We start from the raw sequence: 21,253 nt of genomic DNA on the forward strand, positions 1-21,253 counted from the left end.
ATGTTAATTATTATCTTTGCCTGCGGCCATCAATTCATCGAGAGAACTCTGGATATTTTTCATTCTGGCAAGGGCCGCTTCCATTGAAATGAAGCGATCCATCAGATTTTCGCGCTGCCGCACAAGGCGTTCGTCAATGCGATCAACCTTGTCCTGATAGGATGCATTCTGTGTTTCAATGGACTCGATTTCCTGTGAAAGAACGCCTTCATCTTCGTCAAGGAAGCTATCAAGTTCAAAATAAAACTGGGTGCCGAGACCGACACTGGTATTTATCGTTGCGTTTTCAACAGCAGTTCCGTCGCCGCTGTAAATCAGGCGCAACCCGTCCGCGGTTGTAATAGTGTTGCCCGACACAGTTGCATTTTTTCCGCTGGTGGTAACACCATCGACCGTAATGTCATAGGTTACGCTGTTGATGACGCCGCCAGATGCATCAATGGTAAAATCATACTGACCGCCTTCGGTTTTACCGTTAAAGCCGGTCATGGTCAGGTTGGCGTTATCCGTTTTTGCCTGGAAGTTGAATAACTCCATGACTTCGGTCGATTCATTGAGAAGCGCCTCATCAAGCTTGGTTTCATCAAGCTCCAGCGTTTTATTCAACAGCGGATCTTCAGATGTACCATAAGGAACGAAGTCGATACCAATCTCGGCCAGAACAGAATAATCTGTCTCGCCGGCGCGATCGGTAACGTTTTTGGCAAACGAACCGGCAATCTGTTGCAGGGACGATTCGATATTCTTGACAGCCGAATTGCCAAGCAAAATGGCATCTTCGGATTTTTCCCCGGTTATCGGATCAACGAACGTCTTTTCGTTTACAAATGTCTGAACAGCGTTATAGGCCTCGACAAATCCGACAATGGCGGATTTGGCCTGGTTAAGGTCCTGTTCGACTTCGATCTTGATTGTTGTGCCCGGTTCGGCGTCATAAAGGCTGATGCTCAGTCCATCAATCAGATCGGAAATTTCGTTTGATGACCGCGAAACCGCAATACCATCAAGGGTAAACTCGGCATTGTTACCCTGATCAATTTCATTTGCGCCAAGATCGGTGAGTACCGTACCGCTGACATCGGTCAGGGTCATACGGTTGTCTTCGCCTTCTGCGGTCGAGGTGAAGATCAGCGTAGACTGACCATCGGCAACTTTGACAACCGATGCCTGAACGCCGGTATTCGATGTCACCGCGTTAATTTTATCGCGGATATCAAGCAGCGAGTCATCGGCAGCAACCGTGATATCGGCATCCCCGGTTGCGGTTGAGATATTGAAAGTTCCTGCGCCAACAGGCGCATCGTCGGTCGGGTTCACGGCCTGGGTGTTGCTGGCGATCTTGTGCTTTGATGCGACCTGACTGATCTCGAAACTATAAGTACCAGCCGCCGCTGCATTTTTGGCCGTTACGCCCATCAATTGTCCGACGGGGGAGGACGTACCGGAGCCGTTCGAGGCGGATGCAAAAATCTGTTTGGCTTCGAAGATGTTTTTCGATTTATCGAAGCTTGTGGCCCCGTAAAGGTTGGCCATCGCATCCTTGAGCGTGCCGACAAGGGTCTGCAATTCTTTTAGCGCGGTGAGTTTTTCGTCGTTGGCTTCGACGCGTTTTTCAAGGGAATCTGCGGGTATGCGACGTGCCGCAATCATTTTGTCGACAACATCGACAAAATCGATGTTCGATGAACCGCCCGAAAGCTGAATTCGACCGTTTTCTCCGACATAGATATTGTTAAGGTTCACGCCGCTCATTTGTCTTGCTCCCTGGGCTTCGTCGGTCGGCAACTTTTACACGTCTTGCCTGTACACGATCTTTTACGCAAGAAGCGTGCCTTTTCCGCAAGGCCCAAATGCTAAATCAGATTGCTTCGTCCACGACACTGCCAAGATATTCGCGAATTTGCGCGAAAAGATGTTGCAGTTCCTTGGACGGAATTTCCCGAAGAACTTCGCCGCTGTGACGATCCGTAACCTTGGCGATAACCCGACCGGTATCCTGATTGAAGTTCAGTTCGATACGCGAATTCTGGTCGGACAGCTCGGGAATGTCGAGCTTGGCCAGTGCCTGTTGAAGTCTGTTCCCCGCATCGGCCTGAGGATGATTTGCGTCAGAAGATTTGGCCGCACTTTTTGCTGATGCAGATTGGCCCGTCGCATTGTGTGACGCAGAAAGAGCAGAACCCGACGAAGAGCCGGAGGAACGCTGGGATTGATATGCGCCGATTACGATTTCCATCTGACCCTCCTATGCCACCTGTGCGGCAAAGGATAATCCGGATGAAGGATGGGAGGTTAACTCCCATCCTTCCTCGGATATCCGGATTACTGCAGCAGACGCAGCAGGTTCTGCGGCATCTGGTTTGCCTGTGCCAGCATGGCGACACCGGACTGCACAAGGATCTGCTTCGAGGTGAAGTTGGTCATTTCAGACGCGACATCAAGGTCGAGCAGAACGGACCGGGCAGATTCGGTGTTTTCCTGGGTGGTTGCCAGGTTCTGGCCAGCGAAGTCGAGACGGTTCTGGAACGTACCGATCGATGCACGGGCAGCCTGCAGGGTATCGATCGCCGAGTTGACGTTTTCGATTGCAGTCTGTGCACCGGCCTGAGTGCTGATAGCGTCGGCATCAATGCCAAGGCTGGTCAGGTCAACACGGCTCAGCGTTACCGAAAGACGGTCGGCAGCAGTGTTGTTCGAACCAATCTGGAAATTGACATCGGCCTGGAAGGCCTGTCCGCTATCGGAAAGCATCGTAACGGTTGCGTTTTCACCGTTTGCAGCACCCCAGTCAGCGCCACCAACAGCGGCGTCAACGGTAGCCGTCAGACCGGAGTTGATCGAGATCGACAGACCAACTTCATCAAAGTTGAGTGATGCCTGTTCGCCAACGCCAACTTCGTTGGCACCGTCAGTCTGATAGCTGGTGATATCGATGCTCTGGGTATAGGTGGTCGGACCGCCATCATCATCAACCGTTGCCGAAACAGTCATAATAACCGAGTTGCCGGGGCCAGCGGTAATGTCAACAGCAAAGCTGTTATCCGTGACGACAGGGTTACCATCCACATCCAGCGTGCCGGAGAAGTTTTGAGCCCAGAAGTTGTTATCGGTGATCGCAAAGCCCGAGAAACCATTGGCATTGCTGAGATCGGTTGCGTCAGAAGCAAGACCGTCACCAGCGCCACCATCCAGAATGTTCTGGAAGTTGATGTCCACATCGCCACCGTCGCCAAGCAACTGAATGCCGTTGAAGTTGGTCGAGGATGAAACGCGGTCAATCTCGTCTTTCAGAAGCTGGAATTCATCGTCAAGGAAGCCGCGCTCGGTATCCGACAGGTTGCCGGAAGCAGCCTGCGTCGCCAGCGTTTTCATACGAACGAGAACGTCATCAACCGTTGCCATCGAGCCATCGGCAATCTGCAGCATCGCGTTGGCCTGACCAACGTTGACGGTTGCTGTTTTAAGGGCCTGGGTGGTTGCGTTCAGACGGGCACCGATGGCCATCGAAGCGGCATCATCGCGGGCCGAAACAACACGGGTACCCGACGACAGTTTCGACAGGGAACGGGTTGCCATCTCGTCCGAGTTGGTCAGGTTACGGTGTGCAACGTTGGCAGCATAGTTGGAAATAATATTGAGAGCCATTTTATATCTCCTACATGGATAGCTCAAACGGCGTCGTGCCGTTCTGGAACCTGGCAACATTGCCAGATATGCTTTTAATGTTCTTCCTGATCACCAAAAGCAAAACTTTGTACGACGAAATATACCTATGGATGATGTGTATGTCCAGTAGTTTGTTGAATGATAGAAACATGTTTTAAATCAAAGCGATAGATTAACTATACTGTCGATACTTTGAATATTTGAAGTTGTTTTTGCGCTGTGATAATAGCGTTTACGCTCAGAAATCGCTGAAAAGCGCGAATCGATTCGAATCGAAAATACCTGAATTTTACCAAAGAAAAAGGTGCGCCTTTGAAAAGGTCGCACCTTTTGCGGGTGGTAGATTGCCGTGCAGATGTTACTGCTGCAGCAGACGCAGCAGGTTCTGCGGCATCTGGTTTGCCTGTGCCAGCATGGCGACACCGGACTGCACCAGAATCTGCTTCGAGGTGAAGTTGGTCATTTCAGACGCGACATCAAGGTCGAGCAGAACGGACCGGGCAGATTCGGTATTTTCCGTTGTGGTTGACAGGTTCTGACCGGCAAAGTCGAGACGGTTCTGGAACGTACCGATCGACGCACGGGCAGCCTGCAGGGTATCAATTGCAGAGTTAACACTTTCGATACCTGCCTGTGCTCCTGCCTGATCGCCAATTACTGTATTCGCGAGATCAAGAGTATCAAGGTCCACCCGCGTCAGGCTAACCGAAAGACGGTCGGCAGCAGTGTTATTTGCGCCGATCTGGAAATTGACATCGGCCTGGAAGGCCTGACCATTGTCTGAAAGCATGGTGACGGTTGTGTTTTCACCGTTTGCAGCGCCCCAGTCAGCACCACCAACAGCGGCGTCAACGGTAGCCGTCAGACCGGCATTGATTGTGATCGACAGACCAACTTCATCAAAGTTGAGTGATGCCTGTTCACCAACGCCAACTTCATTGGCACCACCGGTCTGATAGCTGGTGAGATCAATGCTTTGGGTGTAAGTGGTCGGACCGCCATCATCATCAACCGTTGCCGAAACGGTCATAATAACCGAGTTGCCGGGGCCAGCGGCAATGTCAACAGCAAAGCTGTTATCCGTGACGACAGGGTTACCATCCACATCCAGCGTGCCGGAGAAGTTTTGAGCCCAGAAGTTGTTATCGGTGATCGCAAAGCCCGAGAAACCATTGGCATTGCTGAGATCGGTTGCGTCAGAAGCAAGACCGTCACCAGCGCCACCATCCAGAATGTTCTGGAAGTTGATGTCCACATCGCCACCATCGCCAAGCAATTGAACGCCGTTGAAGTTGGTTGATGATGCGATACGATCAATCTCGTCTTTCAGAAGCTGGAATTCATCGTCGAGGAAGCCGCGTTCGGTATCTGACAGGTTGCCGGAGGCTGCCTGCGTCGCCAGCGTTTTCATGCGAACGAGGACATCATCAATGGTTGCCATCGCACCATCGGCAATCTGCAGCATCGAATTGGCCTGGCCAACGTTGACGGTTGCTGTTTTAAGGGCCTGGGTGGTTGCGTTCAGACGGGCACCGATGGCCATCGAAGCGGCATCATCGCGGGCCGAAACAACACGGGTACCCGACGACAGTTTTGAAAGCGACCGGGTCGCCATGGTGTCGGATTCTTGCAAGTTGCGGTGTGCAACGTTTGCCGCATAGTTCGAGATAATATTAAGAGCCATACTTCCCTCCTACATGGATGGCCCCATCGGAGCCTGTGTAGTCTGAAAAAATGCTCTCGAAGCCCGTGTCCCATCACGGATATCGTGTGTTTCGTATGCTCGAGAGCCTGAATACCAAGTATTAAGCAACGAGCGTGCCAGTTTCAGGCTGTGATTCGGCGGGAAATAAAAGATTGCCCGGCAAGATCTGCCGGGCGGGTGGGCAACTTCCGGTTTTAAAGGTCGTGCTGAACGGAATATTTGTCGTTAGGGATAATGTGCTGCCAGGCAATCTGGCGTTCGGTGTCGATGAATACCGGTGCCCGCAGATTGGTCGACATGGTGATGCCTTTGCCATCCGGCGCACTGCGTACCGTGACAACCATCAGAATCGCCAGATTTTTTGCCTCAATCGCGAGGCTGGACAGCGCAAGATCAATGTCCTTTTGATCAATCATCTGGCTATCCATATTGTACGGCGCCACGATAAACGACAGATTTGCATCAGTCAGGCTTTGGTAAAGCTTGAACTGGTCAAGGTTGGTATTGGGAATGTTCGCCAGACCAAAGACGTGATGGTCAGGAAAGCCCAGAAGGCCAATCGGCATATAGATGCCCTTGTCCCAGCTAAACTCGATATTGCCAAACCGGGTTTCAACAACCACGGACTCGGGTACGGTCTTGTCGGTGGCCTTTTCGGGGTCCATTGGCATTCTAACTCCGGCGCGCTGAGGGTTAATTAATGGTATGTGTGTGCCTTTGAAAGGCTGAATACAAGAAGGCTTTTCGCAAATTATCTCAGATAGTTTACCAGACTTAGGTCGGATGAACGGGAGATCGTCATGAAGCTCGCGTTTAAAGCGGTCTCGTACTGGGCCAGTTCGACAAGGGTGAGCGGAATATCAACACCTTCGATATCCGCAATGGCCTGACTCGCGAAAACCTTGAAATCGGCATGGTTGCTTTCGAAGCGTTCAAGATTGGCAATATCGAGACCGATTTCACCCTGGACATTGGGCAGGTTTTCGATCGCATCATTGATATGATCAAGTGCCTGGCCGAGTGCTTCCTGATCGGTTGTACCTGCGGCAATGCCCAGCCCCTGAATGAGGCTTTGGAATGCGGGGGCGTCAGCAAGAATCCCGTATGAAATATCGTAATCCTTGTCGACGCGGGTATTCAGAACCTGCTGGTCACCGGCATAGTAGGCCGTATCGTTTCGCGGATTCGGAATTTTGGTCAGTCCAAGGGCTTCCAGTATGTTGCCGCCACCAGTTTCGTTAAGTGTAATCGAGCCGTTACCGACATTTTCGATATTCAGCCGGGGCGATCCACCAGAAGAAATCGGGCGGATGCTTGACGTCGCACCATTTGCGGTATTGCCGTTAATGGCATCAACCAAGTCGCCAATGGTCGTTGTTGCCACCGGGGCATAGTTGATATTTGTCGTAACCGTATTGCCATCGCTATCGGAACTGACAATTTCGATCGTGCCGTCGGTAACTCCCAGCGAGGCAAGCGTATCGGTTGCACTGATCGCTGTGTCGCCGCTGGCATAGTTATCGGCAGGATAGATTTTTTCGATATCGACTGCTGGTTGGTCGGATCGCCCACCTGCAAAGAGAAAGCGTCCATCCAGATTGGTGTTGAGCAGACCGGCAATCTGTTGCATTGCCTGAGAGGCTTCGTTGTCAAGATTGACATCGTCGGATTGCTCTGCACTGAGCGCCTGGATCAGCAGGGATTTCATCTTGACGGCAATAGAAGTCATTTCATCGACGGCTGTTTCCATCGATTGCAGACGCAGTTTGGCCTGGGTCGTGTTGCGAAGATATTGCTCGGTGCGGGTATATTCCGCTTCGAGATTCAGCAAACGCTGAGTGCTTTCCGCAATACCCGAATATTCGCGCGATTTATAACCGCTCGACGCTTGGGTATTCAAATCGGCGACCTTTGACGCGTTTTTCAACGCCAGGTTCGAAAGCAATGTGTGGCTTGTGTAAGTTGCAACGCGCGTTACCATCTTACCGTCTCCATTTTATGCGGCAGTTTAGACCGCATTCAACAGCGTATCAAACAATTCATCCACGGTCGAAATAACCCGTGCGGATGCGCTGTAAGCACGCTGGAAAATAATCAAATCGGACATTTCTTCGTCAAGGTTGACCCCGGCCTCGTTCTGGATACGGGTATCGAGATCCTCTACCAGAGAGGACTGGAACTCGTAGTTGCTTGCAGCGACCGAAGCCTTGGTCGCAGAAGTGGCAATAATTCCGGCGGCAAAATCGGTCAGTGACGTCCGTTCGGCAGAGAGACCGCCCGCAGATTCGAAATTGATATCGGTGCGTTCGAACGTGTTGCTAAGGGCAAGAGCAGCACTATTGTCACCTTCATGGACACCGTAATTGATACCCAACCCCAGAACACTTGTCAGGCTGTCTGCCGCAGGAAGGCCGCTATCCTGGAAAAAGAACGGGTCGCCATCGGCATCGGTTACCTGCAATTTATAACCGCCGATGCTGCTGTCATAGATAACTTCGGCCGTGATATTATTGTCGGACAGGATAGCGCTGTTATTGATGGCGTTTGCAATATCATCCAGTGACGAACCACTGTCATAATCGATATCCACGTCGGAAAACGGGCCGCTGACAGTCAGGGTATAGTTTAGCGGCGGCGGTACCAGTGGGCCGAGATTGGGGATTGCTGCCGAAGAATCGACAACGGCATTCGCGGTTTCATAGACATCGGCATTCATCTGTCCGCGCACGATGCGTGCCGGATCGTTTTTGATCGCACTGTCAACATCCATGTTGCCAGCCAGTGTCGGCATGTCTTCTGTCATGCCGATTGTTTCCGCCATATCGCCATTATCGGTGATTGTCATGTTCGCCGTGTAGCTGAGTACCAGACGAGAACGATCACCGTCGTCGACAATATATGCCATTTCGGCGGCATCTTCTGCCGTCATGCCGGCCCCCTCCAGGGCGGTGCGGATGGCATCGCGCACATCGGTGAGGCTGTCGGTTGCCGCATAGTTGACGGTAATACCCGGTGTTGTCAGAACACCGCTACCGGCACTGATTACCATTGAGTTCGCCGTGACGTTCAACGCTTCGGTCGCACTGTCCAGCGGGGACGACGTCATGGTATCGGAGCGTTTTGTCGTGGCAACAAAGTCGTTCAGGCCGAAATAGTGGGAAAATCCCTGTTCGCGACCGTCGCTGGTGGTGATGGCGCTGGTCATTTCATTGATTGAAATGCGGCTGCCATCGATGCCCTCTATGACCATCTGGCCATCAACCAGCGATGCAGTCAGGTAGCCACCCGCATCGGATGCGTTGATCTCATCAATAAGTCCCTGCACTGTCGCAGGGACTGTTGGCAAGGTGATGTCGGCCCAACTGTCGTCTGCAGATAATTCACCATTGGCAGTTAATGCCGCGATCCGAAATGTACCGGATGCAGTCAGCGGGTCCGATCCCGCGACCATGCGGTTGCCCGACAGGTTGGTCGGCGGGGGAAAAGCCGTACCCTTGTTGTGTTCTTCGTTGATGGCATCGCGTAATTCACCGGCCAGTTCGTTGATCTGATCATTCAGGCGCGGCAATTCCTGATCACGCATTTCAAGCAGACCCTTGATCGTACCGGTCTGCATGATATCGGTGATATCCTCTCCATCCAGCGTGATGCCCGATCCGCCCGTGCCGGGTTCAAAGCCGGCCGTCGGGGAAAAGGCAAGGGTGGCCGGTGTTCTGTCCAACAGGGTCCGGTTGCCCCCGGCTGTAAACAGGACCATGGATCCGTCACCGCGATTATAGGTGGTGACGTTCATGATTTTGGACAGTTCGTTAATTTTCTGGTCGCGCTGGTCCTCAAGCTCTGTCGTCGGTTGATCAAGGTTTCTCTGACGTACGACGTCGGTATTGAGTTCGGCAATTTCATTCAGAAGTGCATTTGCGCGTTCGACCTCATCGGCAATGTTCTTGTCGATGTCATCGCGCATATCCTGGATCTGTCGCGACAGGTTTTCGAAAGAATCCATGACCTGGATAGCACTTTCGATGACTTCTACCTTTGGCGAATTTTGTTCTGGCGTATTGCCCAGTTGCTCGAAGGCATCGGCCATGTCGCTGATGCGCTGACTGATTGCGGCATCTGATTGCGGCGTGCCAAACAGGGTCTGGATGCGCTGAAAGAACTCGAAGCGCACTTCTTCACGACCGGCTTTACCAAGCTCGCCGCGCATTTCACGTACAAGGCCTTCATTGACGTTGCGGTAAATGTCACCAATCTGTGAGCCGACACCGACGCCATCGAGTATCAAAGTTTCCTGCCCGGCAATCTTTTTGGAATAGCCGGGGGTATTCACGTTCGAGATGTTCGATGACGTGATGGAAATACGGGCCTGTGCGGTATTGAGGCCGGAAATTGCGCTATTGAGTGCCTGGGTCAGTGACATGGTCTTTGCCTTTACCCCTAGAGCGTTTCGTTAACGCTGTAAGATGTGCCGGGTTTGCTGGTCGGGCGGCCATAACCGCCGATGGATGCCTTGCCGGTCTGGCCGGAACGGTTGTAGGTCGTGCAGTCTTCCTTGGCCTTGTCATTCACCGCGCGCACGATGGCATTGACCATGCGTTCGTTGGTGGCTTTGGCCGCCTGAAGGGCCGTCATATTGCGGCGTGCCGCCTGCTGGAATTCGGCCTGGAGGTCGCGAAGCTCGGCCTTGTCATTCTCGGCCAGTTGGCGCAGCTCGGAACCGCGTGCGCGCAACTTGACGACCAGCTGTTCATACTGCATCGACAGGGCAGATTTTTCCGACACGAACTGCTCGTACTCGGCAATTTCGAGCTTGCGCAGTCCCTGGGTTTCACGCTCCAGCAGGGAAATCAGGTCATAAGTGACGCTTTTAAGCTCGATAACCATCTGTTCGGTGGTCATGGTCATTATCCTTCCTGCACCTTTAGGATTTCGCGTGTAACGGCATCTGCAATTCCGATGCCACCTGCGCGGGTCATTTCTTTGGCGTATTCATCAACCAGCAGGGACCGCATCATGGTTTCGCCGTGACCGCCGCCAAACATTTCGTTGGTTTCAATGCCTGCGAACATGTGGCTCAGCATCTGGCCGAGAAACATCGATTCAAATTCTTCGCCGGCTTTGCGGGCCCCGGCCTCGGTTTTGATATGTCCGTCCGTCAACTGGCTTGCGCGGTTTGTCACCGTGTTCTGGGTACCATACTGAGCAGAGGCCTGGGCTTGCGCCATCAGGGCGTTGGTGCTGTCGATCATCATTACATCACCTCGATTTCGGCCTGAAGCGCACCGGATGTTTTGATCGCCTGAAGGATGGTGATCATGTCACGCGGTCCAACGCCAAGGCTGTTCAGCCCATTGACGAGTTCCTGCAGGCTGACGCCACTGCTAAGAACGCCAAGCTGATTGCCTTCGCCTTCGTCAATCTCGATATCGGTACGGTCGACGACTTCGGTATCGCCGGTTTGCGAGAAGGGTGAAGGTTGCGAAACCTGCGGTGTTTCGGTTACGCGGATCGTCAGGTTGCCCTGGGCGATTGCGACACGGTTGATGCGGACATTTTCACCCATCACGATCGTGCCGGTATTTTCGTCAATAACAACACGCGCGATCTGATCGGGTTCGACCCGAAGTTGTTCAATATCGGTCAGCAGGGCGACAACATCCTGATTGTAACGTTCGGGAATGTTTATGCGAACCGTGCCCGGGTCGCTCGGACGAGCCACAACTTCGCCGATATAGGCATTGACCGCCTCGGCAATACGTCTTGCTGTTGTGAAGTCCGGGTTGCGCAAAACAACGGACATATCCTGCATGGAGTTCAGGTTAAAATCGATTTCGCGTTCAACGATACCGCCATTGGCGATGCGCGCGGATGTCGGAACACCCTTGACCACTGTCTGGGCATTGCCCGCGGCAGAGAAGCCGCCAACGGCAAGGTTGCCCTGGGCCACGGCGTAAACTTCACCGTCCGCACCAACCATCGGAGTTACCAGAAGTGTACCACCCTGAAGGCTTTCGGCAGTGCCGATTGCACTGATCGAGACATCAAGGCGCGAGCCCTGACGCGAGAAGGGTGGCAGAGTGGCGGTCACCATGACTGCTGCGATATTATCGGAATCAAGATCGCCAATCTGATCGCGGACATTTATGCCCAAGCGTTCCAGCATGGCGACAAGGCTTTGGCGTGTGAAGTCGGCATCGTCAAGATCATCGCCCGAGCCGTTCAGGCCAACAACAAGGCCATAGCCGACCAGCATGTTGTCACGAACGCCTTCGAAATCAGCGATATCCTTGATGCGTGACTGGGCATTCGCGGGTGCAGCCTGTGTCAGGACAATCATGCCCAGCATGACAAGTGCTGCTGCCTTCACTCCATATTTGCCTAGACCTTTGATCATATTCTTTATTCCGCTTTCGGGGACGGTCAAGCCATCCAACACAATACGAAACCACTTCTGCGAAAATCGTGCCAAATGGCAGAAACCTGCGGCTTTGTATCTTTGGCAGGCGTGGTTGCTGGAAAGCCGGTATGTTTTCAACAGTCAAAGAGCCCGTGCCGCAAAGGTAGTGTGCCGACCCGGCATTTTTTTCCCGTTGCACCAATTCCCGGTTTGGGCGAGACTCGGCCATCTTAATCAGTGCCATCGGGCAGGGTGGGTCGCCCCGGAAATCTGGCGGGCCCGTTTCGGCCAGCTTGTGCCGGGCAGTTCGGAAAGCTTACCACAGCAGGCGGAAGTGAAAAATGAAGGTTAGCGGTTCCAAGGCGACAGGTGCAAACAGTACGGCGCGAAAGAAGTCATCCGGCAGCACCGGTGGGGGCGGATTTGCCGATGCCATTCGTTCGCTCGATTCCGCGGGCGGGGCAAGCGGTGCAGGAGGTGTCCATAGCGCGGGAACTGTCAGTGCGCTTGATGCCCTGCTGGCATTGCAACAGAGCGGCGATGCCCTCGATTCTCCTGAAAAACATGCTCTTTTACGAGCGGAAAGCCTTCTTGAGCAGCTTGAAGGGGTGCGAGATGCCTTGCTGAGCGGTTCCATGCCAGCTACGCGTTTGCACCAGCTTGTCGCGTTGCTGGATCAGCAGCGCGAAAATATTTCCGATCCTGCCCTTTCGTCGGTGCTTGACGAGATTGATCTGCGTGCGCAGGTCGAACTGGCAAAGCTTGAAGTTTCGGGACTGGCCTGAATTCGAGGTTTCGATAATGACTTTGGTTGTGAAACCCAAGGTTATGAAGGCTTTCAGGCTAATTCAGAATTATTTGTTCAATCAGCTTGCACCCATTGCGCGCGCCCTCTATATTGCCGCGCGTTCGATGAGTCCTGTATAGAGGGCGTACATGACTATCACGCTACCACCAGACTATCGTCCCGCTGAGGACGAAGAGTTCATGAACCCGCGCCAGCGGGAATATTTCCGGCAGAAGCTTTTGGCCTGGCGGGCTGAATTGCTGCAAGAATCTTCGGAAACATTAGCGAGCCTGCAGGATGGCGGGGGACTTCAGGAACCGGATCTGACCGACCGTGCATCGGCCGAAACAGATCGGGCACTGGAACTTCGCACCCGTGACAGGGCGCGTAAGCTGATTTCAAAAATTGATGCTGCTTTGCGTCGAATTGAAGACGGATCATATGGTTACTGTGAAGAAACCGACGAGCCGATCAGCCTGAAAAGACTTGAAGCACGTCCGATTGCGACCCTGAGCATTGAAGCCCAGGAACGCCACGAACGGATGGAGCGCACTCGCCGCGACGACTGATCGCGTCGGGAATGAATAAGGATCGTGTAGTAAGCATCGATCCGGCCAAATGGCAAAAGCCAAGGCTCTGTGGGGGAATACTGGTTAGGGATAACCAAAATCAAGGCCCGGTTGCTATCTGCGACCGGGCCTTTTTTATGCCGAATTAAAGATTTCGGGAAAAACAAAAAACCGGCCAGACAAAGGGCCGGTTTTTGATAAATGACAACCACCTGTCGGAATCCCGGAAAGGGCAGGTGTGCATTTTCGATCAGAAGGGCAGGATTACATCCATGATCTCGCTGCCATAGCGGGGTTGCTGCACGTCAGAGATCGTGCCGCGGCCGCCATAGGAAATCCGGGCTTCGGCGATCTTGTCATATCCGACTTCGTTAGCCGAAGTGATATCGGCCGCGCGGATGACGCCAGCGATCTGCACTTCCCTGACTTCGCTGTTTACCCGGATTTCCTGACGGCCATGAATCACATAGTTACCATTTGGCAATATCTGGATCACGATCGCCGCGACCCGCAAATCGATGGCTTCGTTACGATCAAGCGACCCGCTGCCCCGGTTTGATGTGGCACTATCCATATCAAACATGGAAGACGGGTTGATGGTTTCGGGCAATACCTTGGTGAATTCCGATTCCAGTCCGAACAGGTTCGGCACAGCGAGGTCTTCGCTGTTGGTGCGGGATCGTTGGGTGGTATTGGCCAGTGCGGCACTATCTTGCATGTCAACAACGACTGTCAGGATATCGCCTACCTGACTGGCGCGCTGATCCTTGAAGAACGAGCGTGCCCCGGAACGCCACAGCGAGTTGGGATTGCGTTCCGCAACTTGCGGGGCGGGCATTGGCAGGCTGACCGGGCGATAGGCTTCTGCCTGGGTCGGGTTATCTATTGCCGACAGCTTTGGTGCTTCGCCGACTTCCGAAAGGCGTTTCATCGCGTTGCAGCCTGAAAGCAGTGCTGCTGCGCCGATCAGGCTGGTCACAAGCGCCAAGCGGCGCATTGAAATCTGGAAATGATTACCGGGCATTTATTCCTCCTGGGATTCCTGCCGGTATTTACGCAATCCTCGTGCCAGAATACGATTTCGTAAAGGGCAAAGCGTGCCGGGTGGGCAAGCCTTTGTCTTTGAACGAAAATTACCAGAGGTGTAAGGATTACTGCGACATTGCAGGCAGAGCACGAACTTCGTTCTCGGCAACAACTTCCACCTGGATGGTTTTGTTGCTGGACATGTTCATGACACGGATGACCGATCCCTTTGCACCGTCTTCAAGTGCCTTGCCACGCGCGGTAAGTGACATATTTTCCGTTATCAGCCGGATGATCACAAGTGAACCGCGCCGGACAAGGATCGGGTTGGAAAAGTCACGAAACATCAGTGGTTCGTCAGGTTTGATCGGGCGTAACGCTTCTTTGCCAATGACATTGTTAATATCGTTGATGGTGCCGGCCGGAACCCGTTCTGAACGGATATTGCGATATTCAACCTGATCGGGACGAACGACTGCGCCACGCTGGATCGGCTCAACCACGACAGGGACTTGTGCCAAGGGGAAATATCTTCCACTCATGCGGTAAGTGCGCTGTTGGGCTGTCTGGGCACCGGTCGTAACGTTGGCAATAAAACGGTTGGTGCGCTGATTGATATCGATCCCGGTAATTTCGACTGCAGGCGGGACATCCACCGGCAAGTGAATCTGGAAGGTTTCCCCTGAAAGGTCGATACTGAAAGGCGGTTTGATGCCCTGGTCGATCAGGGCATTTTGGATCTCGTCAGCGATTTCATCCATGGATATAGTCTGGCTGGCGCGTGTGATGACAATCTGGTCCGCTGTTGTGCGCGGTCGCCACTGCAATTTCTGTCGCTGGGCAATCCCGTAGAGCCATCGATAATCGAGAACTGTTTGCCGCCCCGGCTGCGGGGCATGAGCGACCGGAATATCGGCCAGTTCAGGATCAACGCCGCTGAAAATATCCCCGAGAGTTACATATTGTCCCTCAACAACAGCATCCGGGCGCAACAAGATATTCGTATCGATTGTCTGCGAACCGGAGGACGACTGAGCATATCCCTGAGCCTGATCGGTCAGGAGAGCCGTAAGCAACAGGATAAGGGCGAGGAATATTTTCTGTATCTGCATGGTGTAACTATAGCATGGAACTGTATAGATCGCGTAAATACACTTTGCGCGGGCAACCGCTTTGTTCCCCGGTTGCCCGCGCAATTATTTTCCAGATGCTTCTGTCAGTTCAGACCGGAACGAAATTAACGCAGGTTGCTGACTGCGCTCATCATTTCATCTGTGGTCGAGATTGATTTGGAATTCATCTCGTATGCACGTTGGGCTTTGATCAGGTTGGTGATTTCCTGAACCACGTTGACATTCGATGCTTCCAGATAACCTTGCTGAATAGTACCAAAACCAACACCGCCAGGTACCCCGGCAGCGGCATTGCCCGAGGCCTCGGTTTCAAGGAAGAGGTTGTCGCCAAGGGCATCAAGTCCTGCCGGATTGATGAAGGTGGCAAGCTGGATCTGGCCAAGGTTCTGAAGGGCCACCTGACCGTCAATTTCAGCAAATACTTCGCCAGAAGTGTTGATTGTGACAGATGTTGCGTTATCGGGCACGGTGATGCCCGGCTGTACGGCAAAGCCATCTTTTGTCACAAGCTGGCCGTCTGCGTCGAGTTTCAGCGTTCCGTCTCGGGTATAAGCTGTTTCGCCGCTTGGCATATCGATCTGCAAATAGCCGCGACCCTGAATGGCAACATCAAGCTCGTTTTCCGTCAGGGTCAAGGTACCCTGTCCCATATAACGACCGATGGCTGCGGTTTTCACGCCCAAGCCAACCTGCACGCCAACAGGAACGATTGTTCCGGTATCTGATGACGGAGAACCGGCACGGCGTAAATCCTGATAAAGCAGATCCTGAAATTCCGCGCGCTGGCGTTTGTAGCCGGTGGTGGTCATGTTGGCGATGTTGTGCGAGGTCACATCCACGTTGGTGGATTGTGCCTGCATGCCAAGGGCTCCGATATCAAGTGACCGCATCTTCTGTCTCCTGGGTCTGCGCCGGCGGCGCATTCTGATTCTTTATGTAGCGGGACTTAAGTCCCTGGTTCATCAGGCGCGAATGTCGCCCAGCTTGCTGATCATATTGCGCTGGCGCTCGTTTTCGCTTTCGAGGGTTCGCGACACCGATTGATAGGTGCGCAACACATCAATCATTTGCGTCATCGAGCCGATCGGGTTGACGTTGGATTTTTCCAATGCACCCTGAACCACGCCGGGATTGTCCACCGGTTGTGCGCCGTCAGGATCTTCCGGATTTTCTTTGACCACGCTGTAAAGCGAACTGCCGGTTACATTCATTTCCTGAACGTTGTCGAAGGTAACGACCTGCAGCCTTCCGACCTGACCGATATCGGTTGATACTGTACCATCACCCTTGATTTCGATCTGGCCGTCGGCTTCGTTAAAGAAAATCGGCTGGTCGGCATCGCTCATCACCGGATAGCCTTCATTGGTAATCAGCTGACCGCCAGGGTCGAGGCTAAAGTTACCATTGCGGGTATATTGAATGCCGGTGGGCGTTTCGACTGCAAAGAACGTGTCCGGCTGGCTCAGGGCAACGTCAAGCGGTCGTTCGGTGTGTTCTATATTTCCCACACGCGTATCGCGGAACTGCGCGATGTCCTGAACAAGGGATATCTCGCGCTCGCCACGAAACGGTGCATCCTTGTTCTTCGCTATCCAGTCGGTGAACATCATCTTTTCTTCCTTGTACCCGGTCGTGTTCATGTTCGCCAGGTTCTGGGAGATGTTGTTCATCATGCTGCGAAGCGCTTTTTGGCGCGACAAAGCGATGTAGGTAACGTTTTCCATATTCTACTTCCCAAATCGGGTCGGTGTTCTGGACAGGTCAGTTGCGAACAGCGTGCCAAATGTGTTAACTACATGAAGTTAAATGATAAAATTATGACCCGCTGTGGTTCCCGGGAATGTTCCAGAAAGGTTCTGGTAGAAATTGCCGTCCGATTTTGCCGAGTGACCAGCAAGGCGGGTGGCAAGTGGATTTTCATGTATTAGATTACAGAGGCAAATCCGTTATATCGCCCGGCGGGAAACGGAATTTTAACGTCAAGGCGTTATGCCTCATCATTCCGGCATAGTGTTTGCTCGGAAGACGGGATATCGTTTTTGAATGCGGGATAGTGCGGGCCAATGGGTGATGACGTCGACGAAATAGAAATGGATGGCGGTGGGCGCAGCAAGAAATTGCTGGTCGTTGTTGTCTTGCTGGTGCTGTTGTTGCTGGGCGGTGCCGCCGCAGCATATTTCACCGGGTTGTTGCAGCCGGTGATTGATATGCTGACGGGGGGCGGGAATGGTTTGCAGACCGAGGAAGTGATTTCCGAGAGTGCAATCGAAGAAGCCCCCGGCGTACCCGAGAATGTCGGTTTTGTCGACCTGCCGGAGATTCTGGTCAATCTTAATGCCGGTGGCGGCAAGCAAAGCTATCTTAAAATACGTGTCAGTCTGGAAGTCGCCGATCAGACGATGCTGCCGCAGATCGAACAGATGATGCCGCGTATTGTCGACAACTTTCAGGTTTATCTTCGCGAATTGAGGCCCGAGGACCTCGCCGGGTCCGAGGGTATGTTCCGCCTGCGCGAGGAATTGCTGATCCGTGTGAGTGCTGCGGCAAAACCGGCAAAAATTAACGACGTTCTGTTCAAGGAAATGCTGGTACAATAGGGCTCCGGCGACAATGCCAGAGCTACCATCAAGAAGGTAACGGGCCAAAGACCCAGGGACAAATCGCCGATGGCAGATGAAGATGATGATGACGCACTTGCCGCTGAATGGGAAGCCATGGCAGGCGGTGACGAGGATGGAGACGACGGCGGCGAGGATATGGCAGCCGAATGGGAATCCATGCTTGGCGACGAGGATGGCGGCGGCGAAGACGAGGATGTAGGCCCTGGATCTGCGCGTGTTCTGAACCAGGACGAAATCGACAGTCTTCTGGGTTTCGATGACGGGTCGGGTGCGGGCGATCAATCGGGCATTCAGGCTATCATCAACTCGTCGATGGTGGCTTATGAGCGTCTGCCGATGCTCGAAGTTGTCTTCGACCGGTTGGTGCGCATGATGTCAACGTCGCTGCGTAACTTTACATCCGACAACGTTGAAGTATCGCTTGATAACATCCTGTCGTTGCGTTTCGGGGATTACCTGAACTCGATCCCTCTGCCCGCCATGCTTGGTGTTTTCAAGGCTGAGGAGTGGGATAACTACGGACTGCTGACGGTTGACTCCGCGCTGATTTATTCCATCGTGGACGTATTGCTGGGCGGGCGACGCGGTACGGCGGCGATGCGTATTGAGGGTCGTCCCTATACCACGATCGAACGCAATCTTGTCGAACGCATGATCCATGTGGTTCTTGGCGATCTTTCTGCGGCCTTTGATCCGCTAAGCCCGGTGACCTTCCGGTTCGAGCGCCTTGAAACCAACCCGCGTTTTGCGACCATTGCCCGTCATGCCAATGCTGCCATCGTCGCAAAGTTGCGCATTGATATGGAAGATCGCGGTGGTCGTCTCGAACTGCTGATCCCATATGCAACACTGGAGCCGGTTCGTGAGCTGCTGCTTCAGATGTTCATGGGGGAAAAGTTCGGTCGTGACTCGATTTGGGAAAACCACCTGGCAAACGAGTTATGGCAAACCCATGTGAACCTTCTTGCCGTACTGGATGAACAGATCATGTCACTTGGGGATGTGATTAATCTGGAAGTTGGCAACCGTTTGGTTCTTAATACCAGTCCGACCTCGCCTGTCGAGGTTAGGTGCGGGGATGTTCCCCTGTTCAAGGGGATGATGGGGCGCAAGGGGGACAGGATCGCTATTCAGGTTCGTGACCGTGCGCGGCATAACGAGGAAGACAGTTGATGGATTATGCCATCTATCTTGATCTGGTGATGATCGCGTTGCTGATTGCGACCATTATTTATGCCGTGATCCTGAGTCGCCGTCTGGCGGCATTTCGGCGCAACCGGGAAGAAATGCAAAACTTTCTGACCGCTTTCAATGCTGCAAACGAACGCGCCGAAATATCAATCAGGGCGCTGAAAGACATGGCAGAACAATCGGGCGAGAAACTGCGCGAGGATATCGAAAAGGCCAGCGCGCTCAACGAAGATCTTTCCTTTATGGTTGACCGTGGCGAAAGCATTGCCAACCGTCTGGAAAAGGCTGCAAGTGATGCCAATGCGACCCGCCGTGGCGGTAGTACGGCAAGTTTTGCCGGGACCGGAAATGCTACGGGGCCTGATCGCAAAGATATCGAGGATGATCGTCAGGGAGTTGAAACCCGTGCCGAAGAACTTGCTGCACGTCTGATGCGCGATGTCGAGCGTGGAACGCCTCCGGTTTCTTCCCGGTCGGGTGATGCGTCGGGAGGCGGGTTTTCTTCATCGTCACGAACAGGCGCTTCTTCTGGTGCCTCCGAACCGGTTTCTGATCCTTATGAACAGGATGAAGACGCCGGACGTTCCGAAGCCGAACGGGAACTTCTTGCCGCACTGCGTTCTGTTCGCTAGGCCGCGACTGCGATTTGGTCGGACGGTGCCGAATTGTCGTGGATGGTGAAAATCGGGAAAGGCGTCTTTTTTGGACAAATCTGATCCCTATTTGTTAGTATATGATTTGAAATTCAATATGGGCGTGCAAGCGTCCCGTGTTCCGGGTGAATGAATGTCTTCTGTGCGTATTCTGCCGTTGGTGGTTCTGGTCGGTCTTGTCGTTTTGACGGTCAAGATCGTGGGACTGTTTTCGGACTCTCCAAAAGGAGAAGATGCAGCCGCGACATCTGGCGTCAGTGTCGTTCAGCTTGCACGTGCGCAGGCACAGGAACAACCGGCTGCTGCACCTGATGCGGCGACACCTGAAACGCCGGCTGGCGAACCGGGGCTTGATGATCCGCTCGGGATGATGGAAGACGACGGGACAGGGGCTGTTGACGGTATGCCGAACGGGTCCGGTGATACCCCGCCGATGCTGGGCGGTGATCCAACCTTGTTTACCCAGGAAGAAATTGATCTTTTGCAGAACCTGTCGGTGCGCCGTTCCGAACTGGACCGTAAAGAGCAACGTCTTGACGAGCGTGAGAGCCTTTTGGCGGCTGCTGAAGCCCGGATCGATGCCAAGATCGAGGAAATGAAGTCGCTGAAAACGGCGATTGAAGGTCTGGTCGAGACCAAGGAAGAACAGGAAAATGAACGGATCACCAAGCTGATCAGCGTTTATGAAAAAATGAAGCCAAAGGATGCTGCGCGCATCTGGAACGATCTGGATATGGATATTCTGTTGCAGGTGGCACTTGGCATGCGAGAAGCAAATACTGCAGCGGTTCTGGCCGAAATGACGGCAGATCGGGCCCGTGCGCTGACAACCGAACTTGCCTACAAGCAGGATATAAACATGTTGCCGCTTCAATAATGCAGGAGACAGGCAAGCTTTGCAGAAATTTGGTCTGTATAAAATGGCTGCCGGTCGGCTGATTATTCAAGTATCATCAACATGATGGCCGTTATTCGGAAATTGTGAAAAGCCTTGATTAACCATTGTTAAATAGGTACATCACGATTATAGGGGCCTTACTCTTATGCACAGGGGTTCATGGGGTAAGGGTGAGAGATTTGATAGCATGATGGAGTGGTGAATGGCCGTCGATCCGAATATGCCGATCCTGATTGTGGATGACTACAAAACCATGTTGCGTATCATCCGCAATCTCCTGCGGCAGTTGAACTTTACCAATATCGAAGAAGCGACGGATGGCAGCATGGCATTGCGCAAACTGCGTGAAAAGCCGTTCAGCCTTGTGATTTCCGACTGGAATATGGAGCCGATGACCGGGCTCCAGCTTCTGAAAGAAGTCCGGGCTGATACAAAGCTGAAGGATCTGCCCTTCATCATGATCACCGCCGAGGCGAAAACCGAAAACGTCGTGATGGCGAAAAAGGCCGGTGTGTCTAACTACATCGTCAAGCCGTTCAACGCCGAGACGTTGAAAGGCAAACTCACCACTGTTATCGGTGAGTTCTGATTAGGGGCGCGGGACGAT

The 21,253-nt window shown here is 53.1% G+C and carries 21 protein-coding genes; 7 read left to right on the forward strand and 14 right to left on the reverse strand.

Features of this window, described 5'->3' with window-relative positions; translation table 11 throughout:
• Positions 1-3 precede the first annotated feature (3 nt).
• From fliD to LG297_RS03895, 10 genes are all read right to left on the reverse strand, one after another.
• Entirely contained in the window at positions 4-1,752 is a 1,749-nt protein-coding gene (fliD, locus tag LG297_RS03850; protein WP_404425310.1) for a flagellar filament capping protein FliD, read from the reverse strand.
• 106 nt (positions 1,753-1,858) lie between these two features.
• Entirely contained in the window at positions 1,859-2,236 is a 378-nt protein-coding gene (locus LG297_RS03855) for a flagellar protein FlaG (protein WP_404425312.1), read from the reverse strand.
• Positions 2,237-2,322: 86 nt separating this feature from the next.
• Positions 2,323-3,645, reverse strand: a complete 1,323-nt coding sequence (locus LG297_RS03860) for a flagellin (protein ID WP_404425314.1) — start codon at positions 3,643-3,645, stop codon at positions 2,323-2,325.
• 379 nt (positions 3,646-4,024) lie between these two features.
• On the reverse strand, positions 4,025-5,350 hold the full coding sequence (locus LG297_RS03865; protein ID WP_404425316.1) for a flagellin: 1,326 nt from the start codon (positions 5,348-5,350) through the stop codon (positions 4,025-4,027).
• Between the two features lie 215 nt (positions 5,351-5,565).
• The gene (gene fliW, locus LG297_RS03870; RefSeq protein WP_404425318.1) at positions 5,566-6,042 is read right to left on the reverse strand and encodes a flagellar assembly protein FliW; all 477 of its coding nucleotides are present in this window, start codon (positions 6,040-6,042) and stop codon (positions 5,566-5,568) included.
• 80 nt (positions 6,043-6,122) lie between these two features.
• Positions 6,123-7,352, reverse strand: coding sequence for a hypothetical protein (locus LG297_RS03875; protein ID WP_404425320.1), 1,230 nt, complete (start codon positions 7,350-7,352; stop codon positions 6,123-6,125).
• 27 nt (positions 7,353-7,379) lie between these two features.
• Positions 7,380-9,791 carry a flagellar hook-associated protein FlgK gene (gene flgK / locus LG297_RS03880; protein ID WP_404425322.1) on the reverse strand — a complete coding sequence of 804 codons (2,412 nt, stop codon included), beginning with the start codon at positions 9,789-9,791 and terminating at the stop codon, positions 7,380-7,382.
• Positions 9,792-9,808: 17 nt separating this feature from the next.
• On the reverse strand, positions 9,809-10,270 hold the full coding sequence (locus LG297_RS03885) for a hypothetical protein (RefSeq protein ID WP_404425324.1): 462 nt from the start codon (positions 10,268-10,270) through the stop codon (positions 9,809-9,811).
• A 5-nt stretch (positions 10,271-10,275) separates the two neighbouring features.
• On the reverse strand, positions 10,276-10,623 hold the full coding sequence (locus tag LG297_RS03890) for a rod-binding protein (protein ID WP_404425326.1): 348 nt from the start codon (positions 10,621-10,623) through the stop codon (positions 10,276-10,278).
• Complete coding sequence (locus tag LG297_RS03895) at positions 10,623-11,765, reverse strand: flagellar basal body P-ring protein FlgI (RefSeq protein ID WP_404425328.1); 1,143 nt, start codon at positions 11,763-11,765, stop codon at positions 10,623-10,625. The genes LG297_RS03890 and LG297_RS03895 overlap by 1 nt, the downstream gene beginning before the upstream one ends.
• A 344-nt stretch (positions 11,766-12,109) precedes the next feature.
• Here LG297_RS03895 and LG297_RS03900 point away from each other — a divergent pair, with 344 nt between their 5' ends.
• Both LG297_RS03900 and dksA read left to right on the forward strand, forming a co-directional pair.
• Positions 12,110-12,553 carry a flagellar assembly protein FliX gene (locus tag LG297_RS03900; RefSeq protein WP_404425330.1) on the forward strand — a complete coding sequence of 148 codons (444 nt, stop codon included), beginning with the start codon at positions 12,110-12,112 and terminating at the stop codon, positions 12,551-12,553.
• A 151-nt stretch (positions 12,554-12,704) separates the two neighbouring features.
• Positions 12,705-13,124, forward strand: a complete 420-nt coding sequence (dksA, locus tag LG297_RS03905; protein WP_007092332.1) for an RNA polymerase-binding protein DksA — start codon at positions 12,705-12,707, stop codon at positions 13,122-13,124.
• Between the two features lie 250 nt (positions 13,125-13,374).
• Here the strand turns inward: dksA and flgH are convergent, their stop codons facing one another.
• From flgH to flgF, 4 genes are all read right to left on the reverse strand, one after another.
• Entirely contained in the window at positions 13,375-14,148 is a 774-nt protein-coding gene (flgH, locus tag LG297_RS03910) for a flagellar basal body L-ring protein FlgH (protein ID WP_404425332.1), read from the reverse strand.
• Positions 14,149-14,275: 127 nt separating this feature from the next.
• Positions 14,276-15,262 (reverse strand): flagellar basal body P-ring formation chaperone FlgA, encoded by a 987-nt coding sequence (gene flgA, locus LG297_RS03915; protein WP_404425334.1) that lies wholly within the window; start codon positions 15,260-15,262, stop codon positions 14,276-14,278.
• Positions 15,263-15,387: 125 nt separating this feature from the next.
• Positions 15,388-16,173 (reverse strand): flagellar basal-body rod protein FlgG, encoded by a 786-nt coding sequence (gene flgG / locus LG297_RS03920; RefSeq protein ID WP_404425336.1) that lies wholly within the window; start codon positions 16,171-16,173, stop codon positions 15,388-15,390.
• Between the two features lie 72 nt (positions 16,174-16,245).
• Positions 16,246-17,007 (reverse strand): flagellar basal-body rod protein FlgF, encoded by a 762-nt coding sequence (gene flgF, locus LG297_RS03925; RefSeq protein WP_404425338.1) that lies wholly within the window; start codon positions 17,005-17,007, stop codon positions 16,246-16,248.
• A gap of 339 nt (positions 17,008-17,346) precedes the next feature.
• On the opposite strand from flgF, the gene LG297_RS03930 reads away from it, so the two are divergent.
• The 5 genes from LG297_RS03930 to LG297_RS03950 all read left to right on the forward strand — a co-directional run bounded on the left by LG297_RS03930 (position 17,347) and on the right by LG297_RS03950 (position 21,235).
• Positions 17,347-17,880, forward strand: a complete 534-nt coding sequence (locus LG297_RS03930; protein ID WP_404425340.1) for a flagellar basal body-associated FliL family protein — start codon at positions 17,347-17,349, stop codon at positions 17,878-17,880.
• 69 nt (positions 17,881-17,949) lie between these two features.
• Positions 17,950-19,077: a flagellar motor switch protein FliM gene (fliM, locus tag LG297_RS03935; RefSeq protein ID WP_114121795.1), complete on the forward strand. Its 1,128-nt coding sequence runs from the start codon at positions 17,950-17,952 to the stop codon at positions 19,075-19,077.
• Positions 19,077-19,727, forward strand: coding sequence for a DUF6468 domain-containing protein (locus LG297_RS03940; protein WP_404425343.1), 651 nt, complete (start codon positions 19,077-19,079; stop codon positions 19,725-19,727). Before fliM ends, LG297_RS03940 begins: the two co-directional genes overlap by 1 nt.
• 154 nt (positions 19,728-19,881) lie before the next feature.
• Positions 19,882-20,625, forward strand: coding sequence for a MotE family protein (locus LG297_RS03945; protein WP_404425345.1), 744 nt, complete (start codon positions 19,882-19,884; stop codon positions 20,623-20,625).
• Positions 20,626-20,848: 223 nt separating this feature from the next.
• Complete coding sequence (locus tag LG297_RS03950; protein WP_062952883.1) at positions 20,849-21,235, forward strand: response regulator; 387 nt, start codon at positions 20,849-20,851, stop codon at positions 21,233-21,235.
• Positions 21,236-21,253 lie beyond the last annotated feature (18 nt).

The sequence above is a fragment of the Thalassospira australica genome (assembly GCF_044790785.1).
Taxonomy (GTDB): Bacteria; Pseudomonadota; Alphaproteobacteria; order Rhodospirillales; family Thalassospiraceae; genus Thalassospira; species Thalassospira australica_A.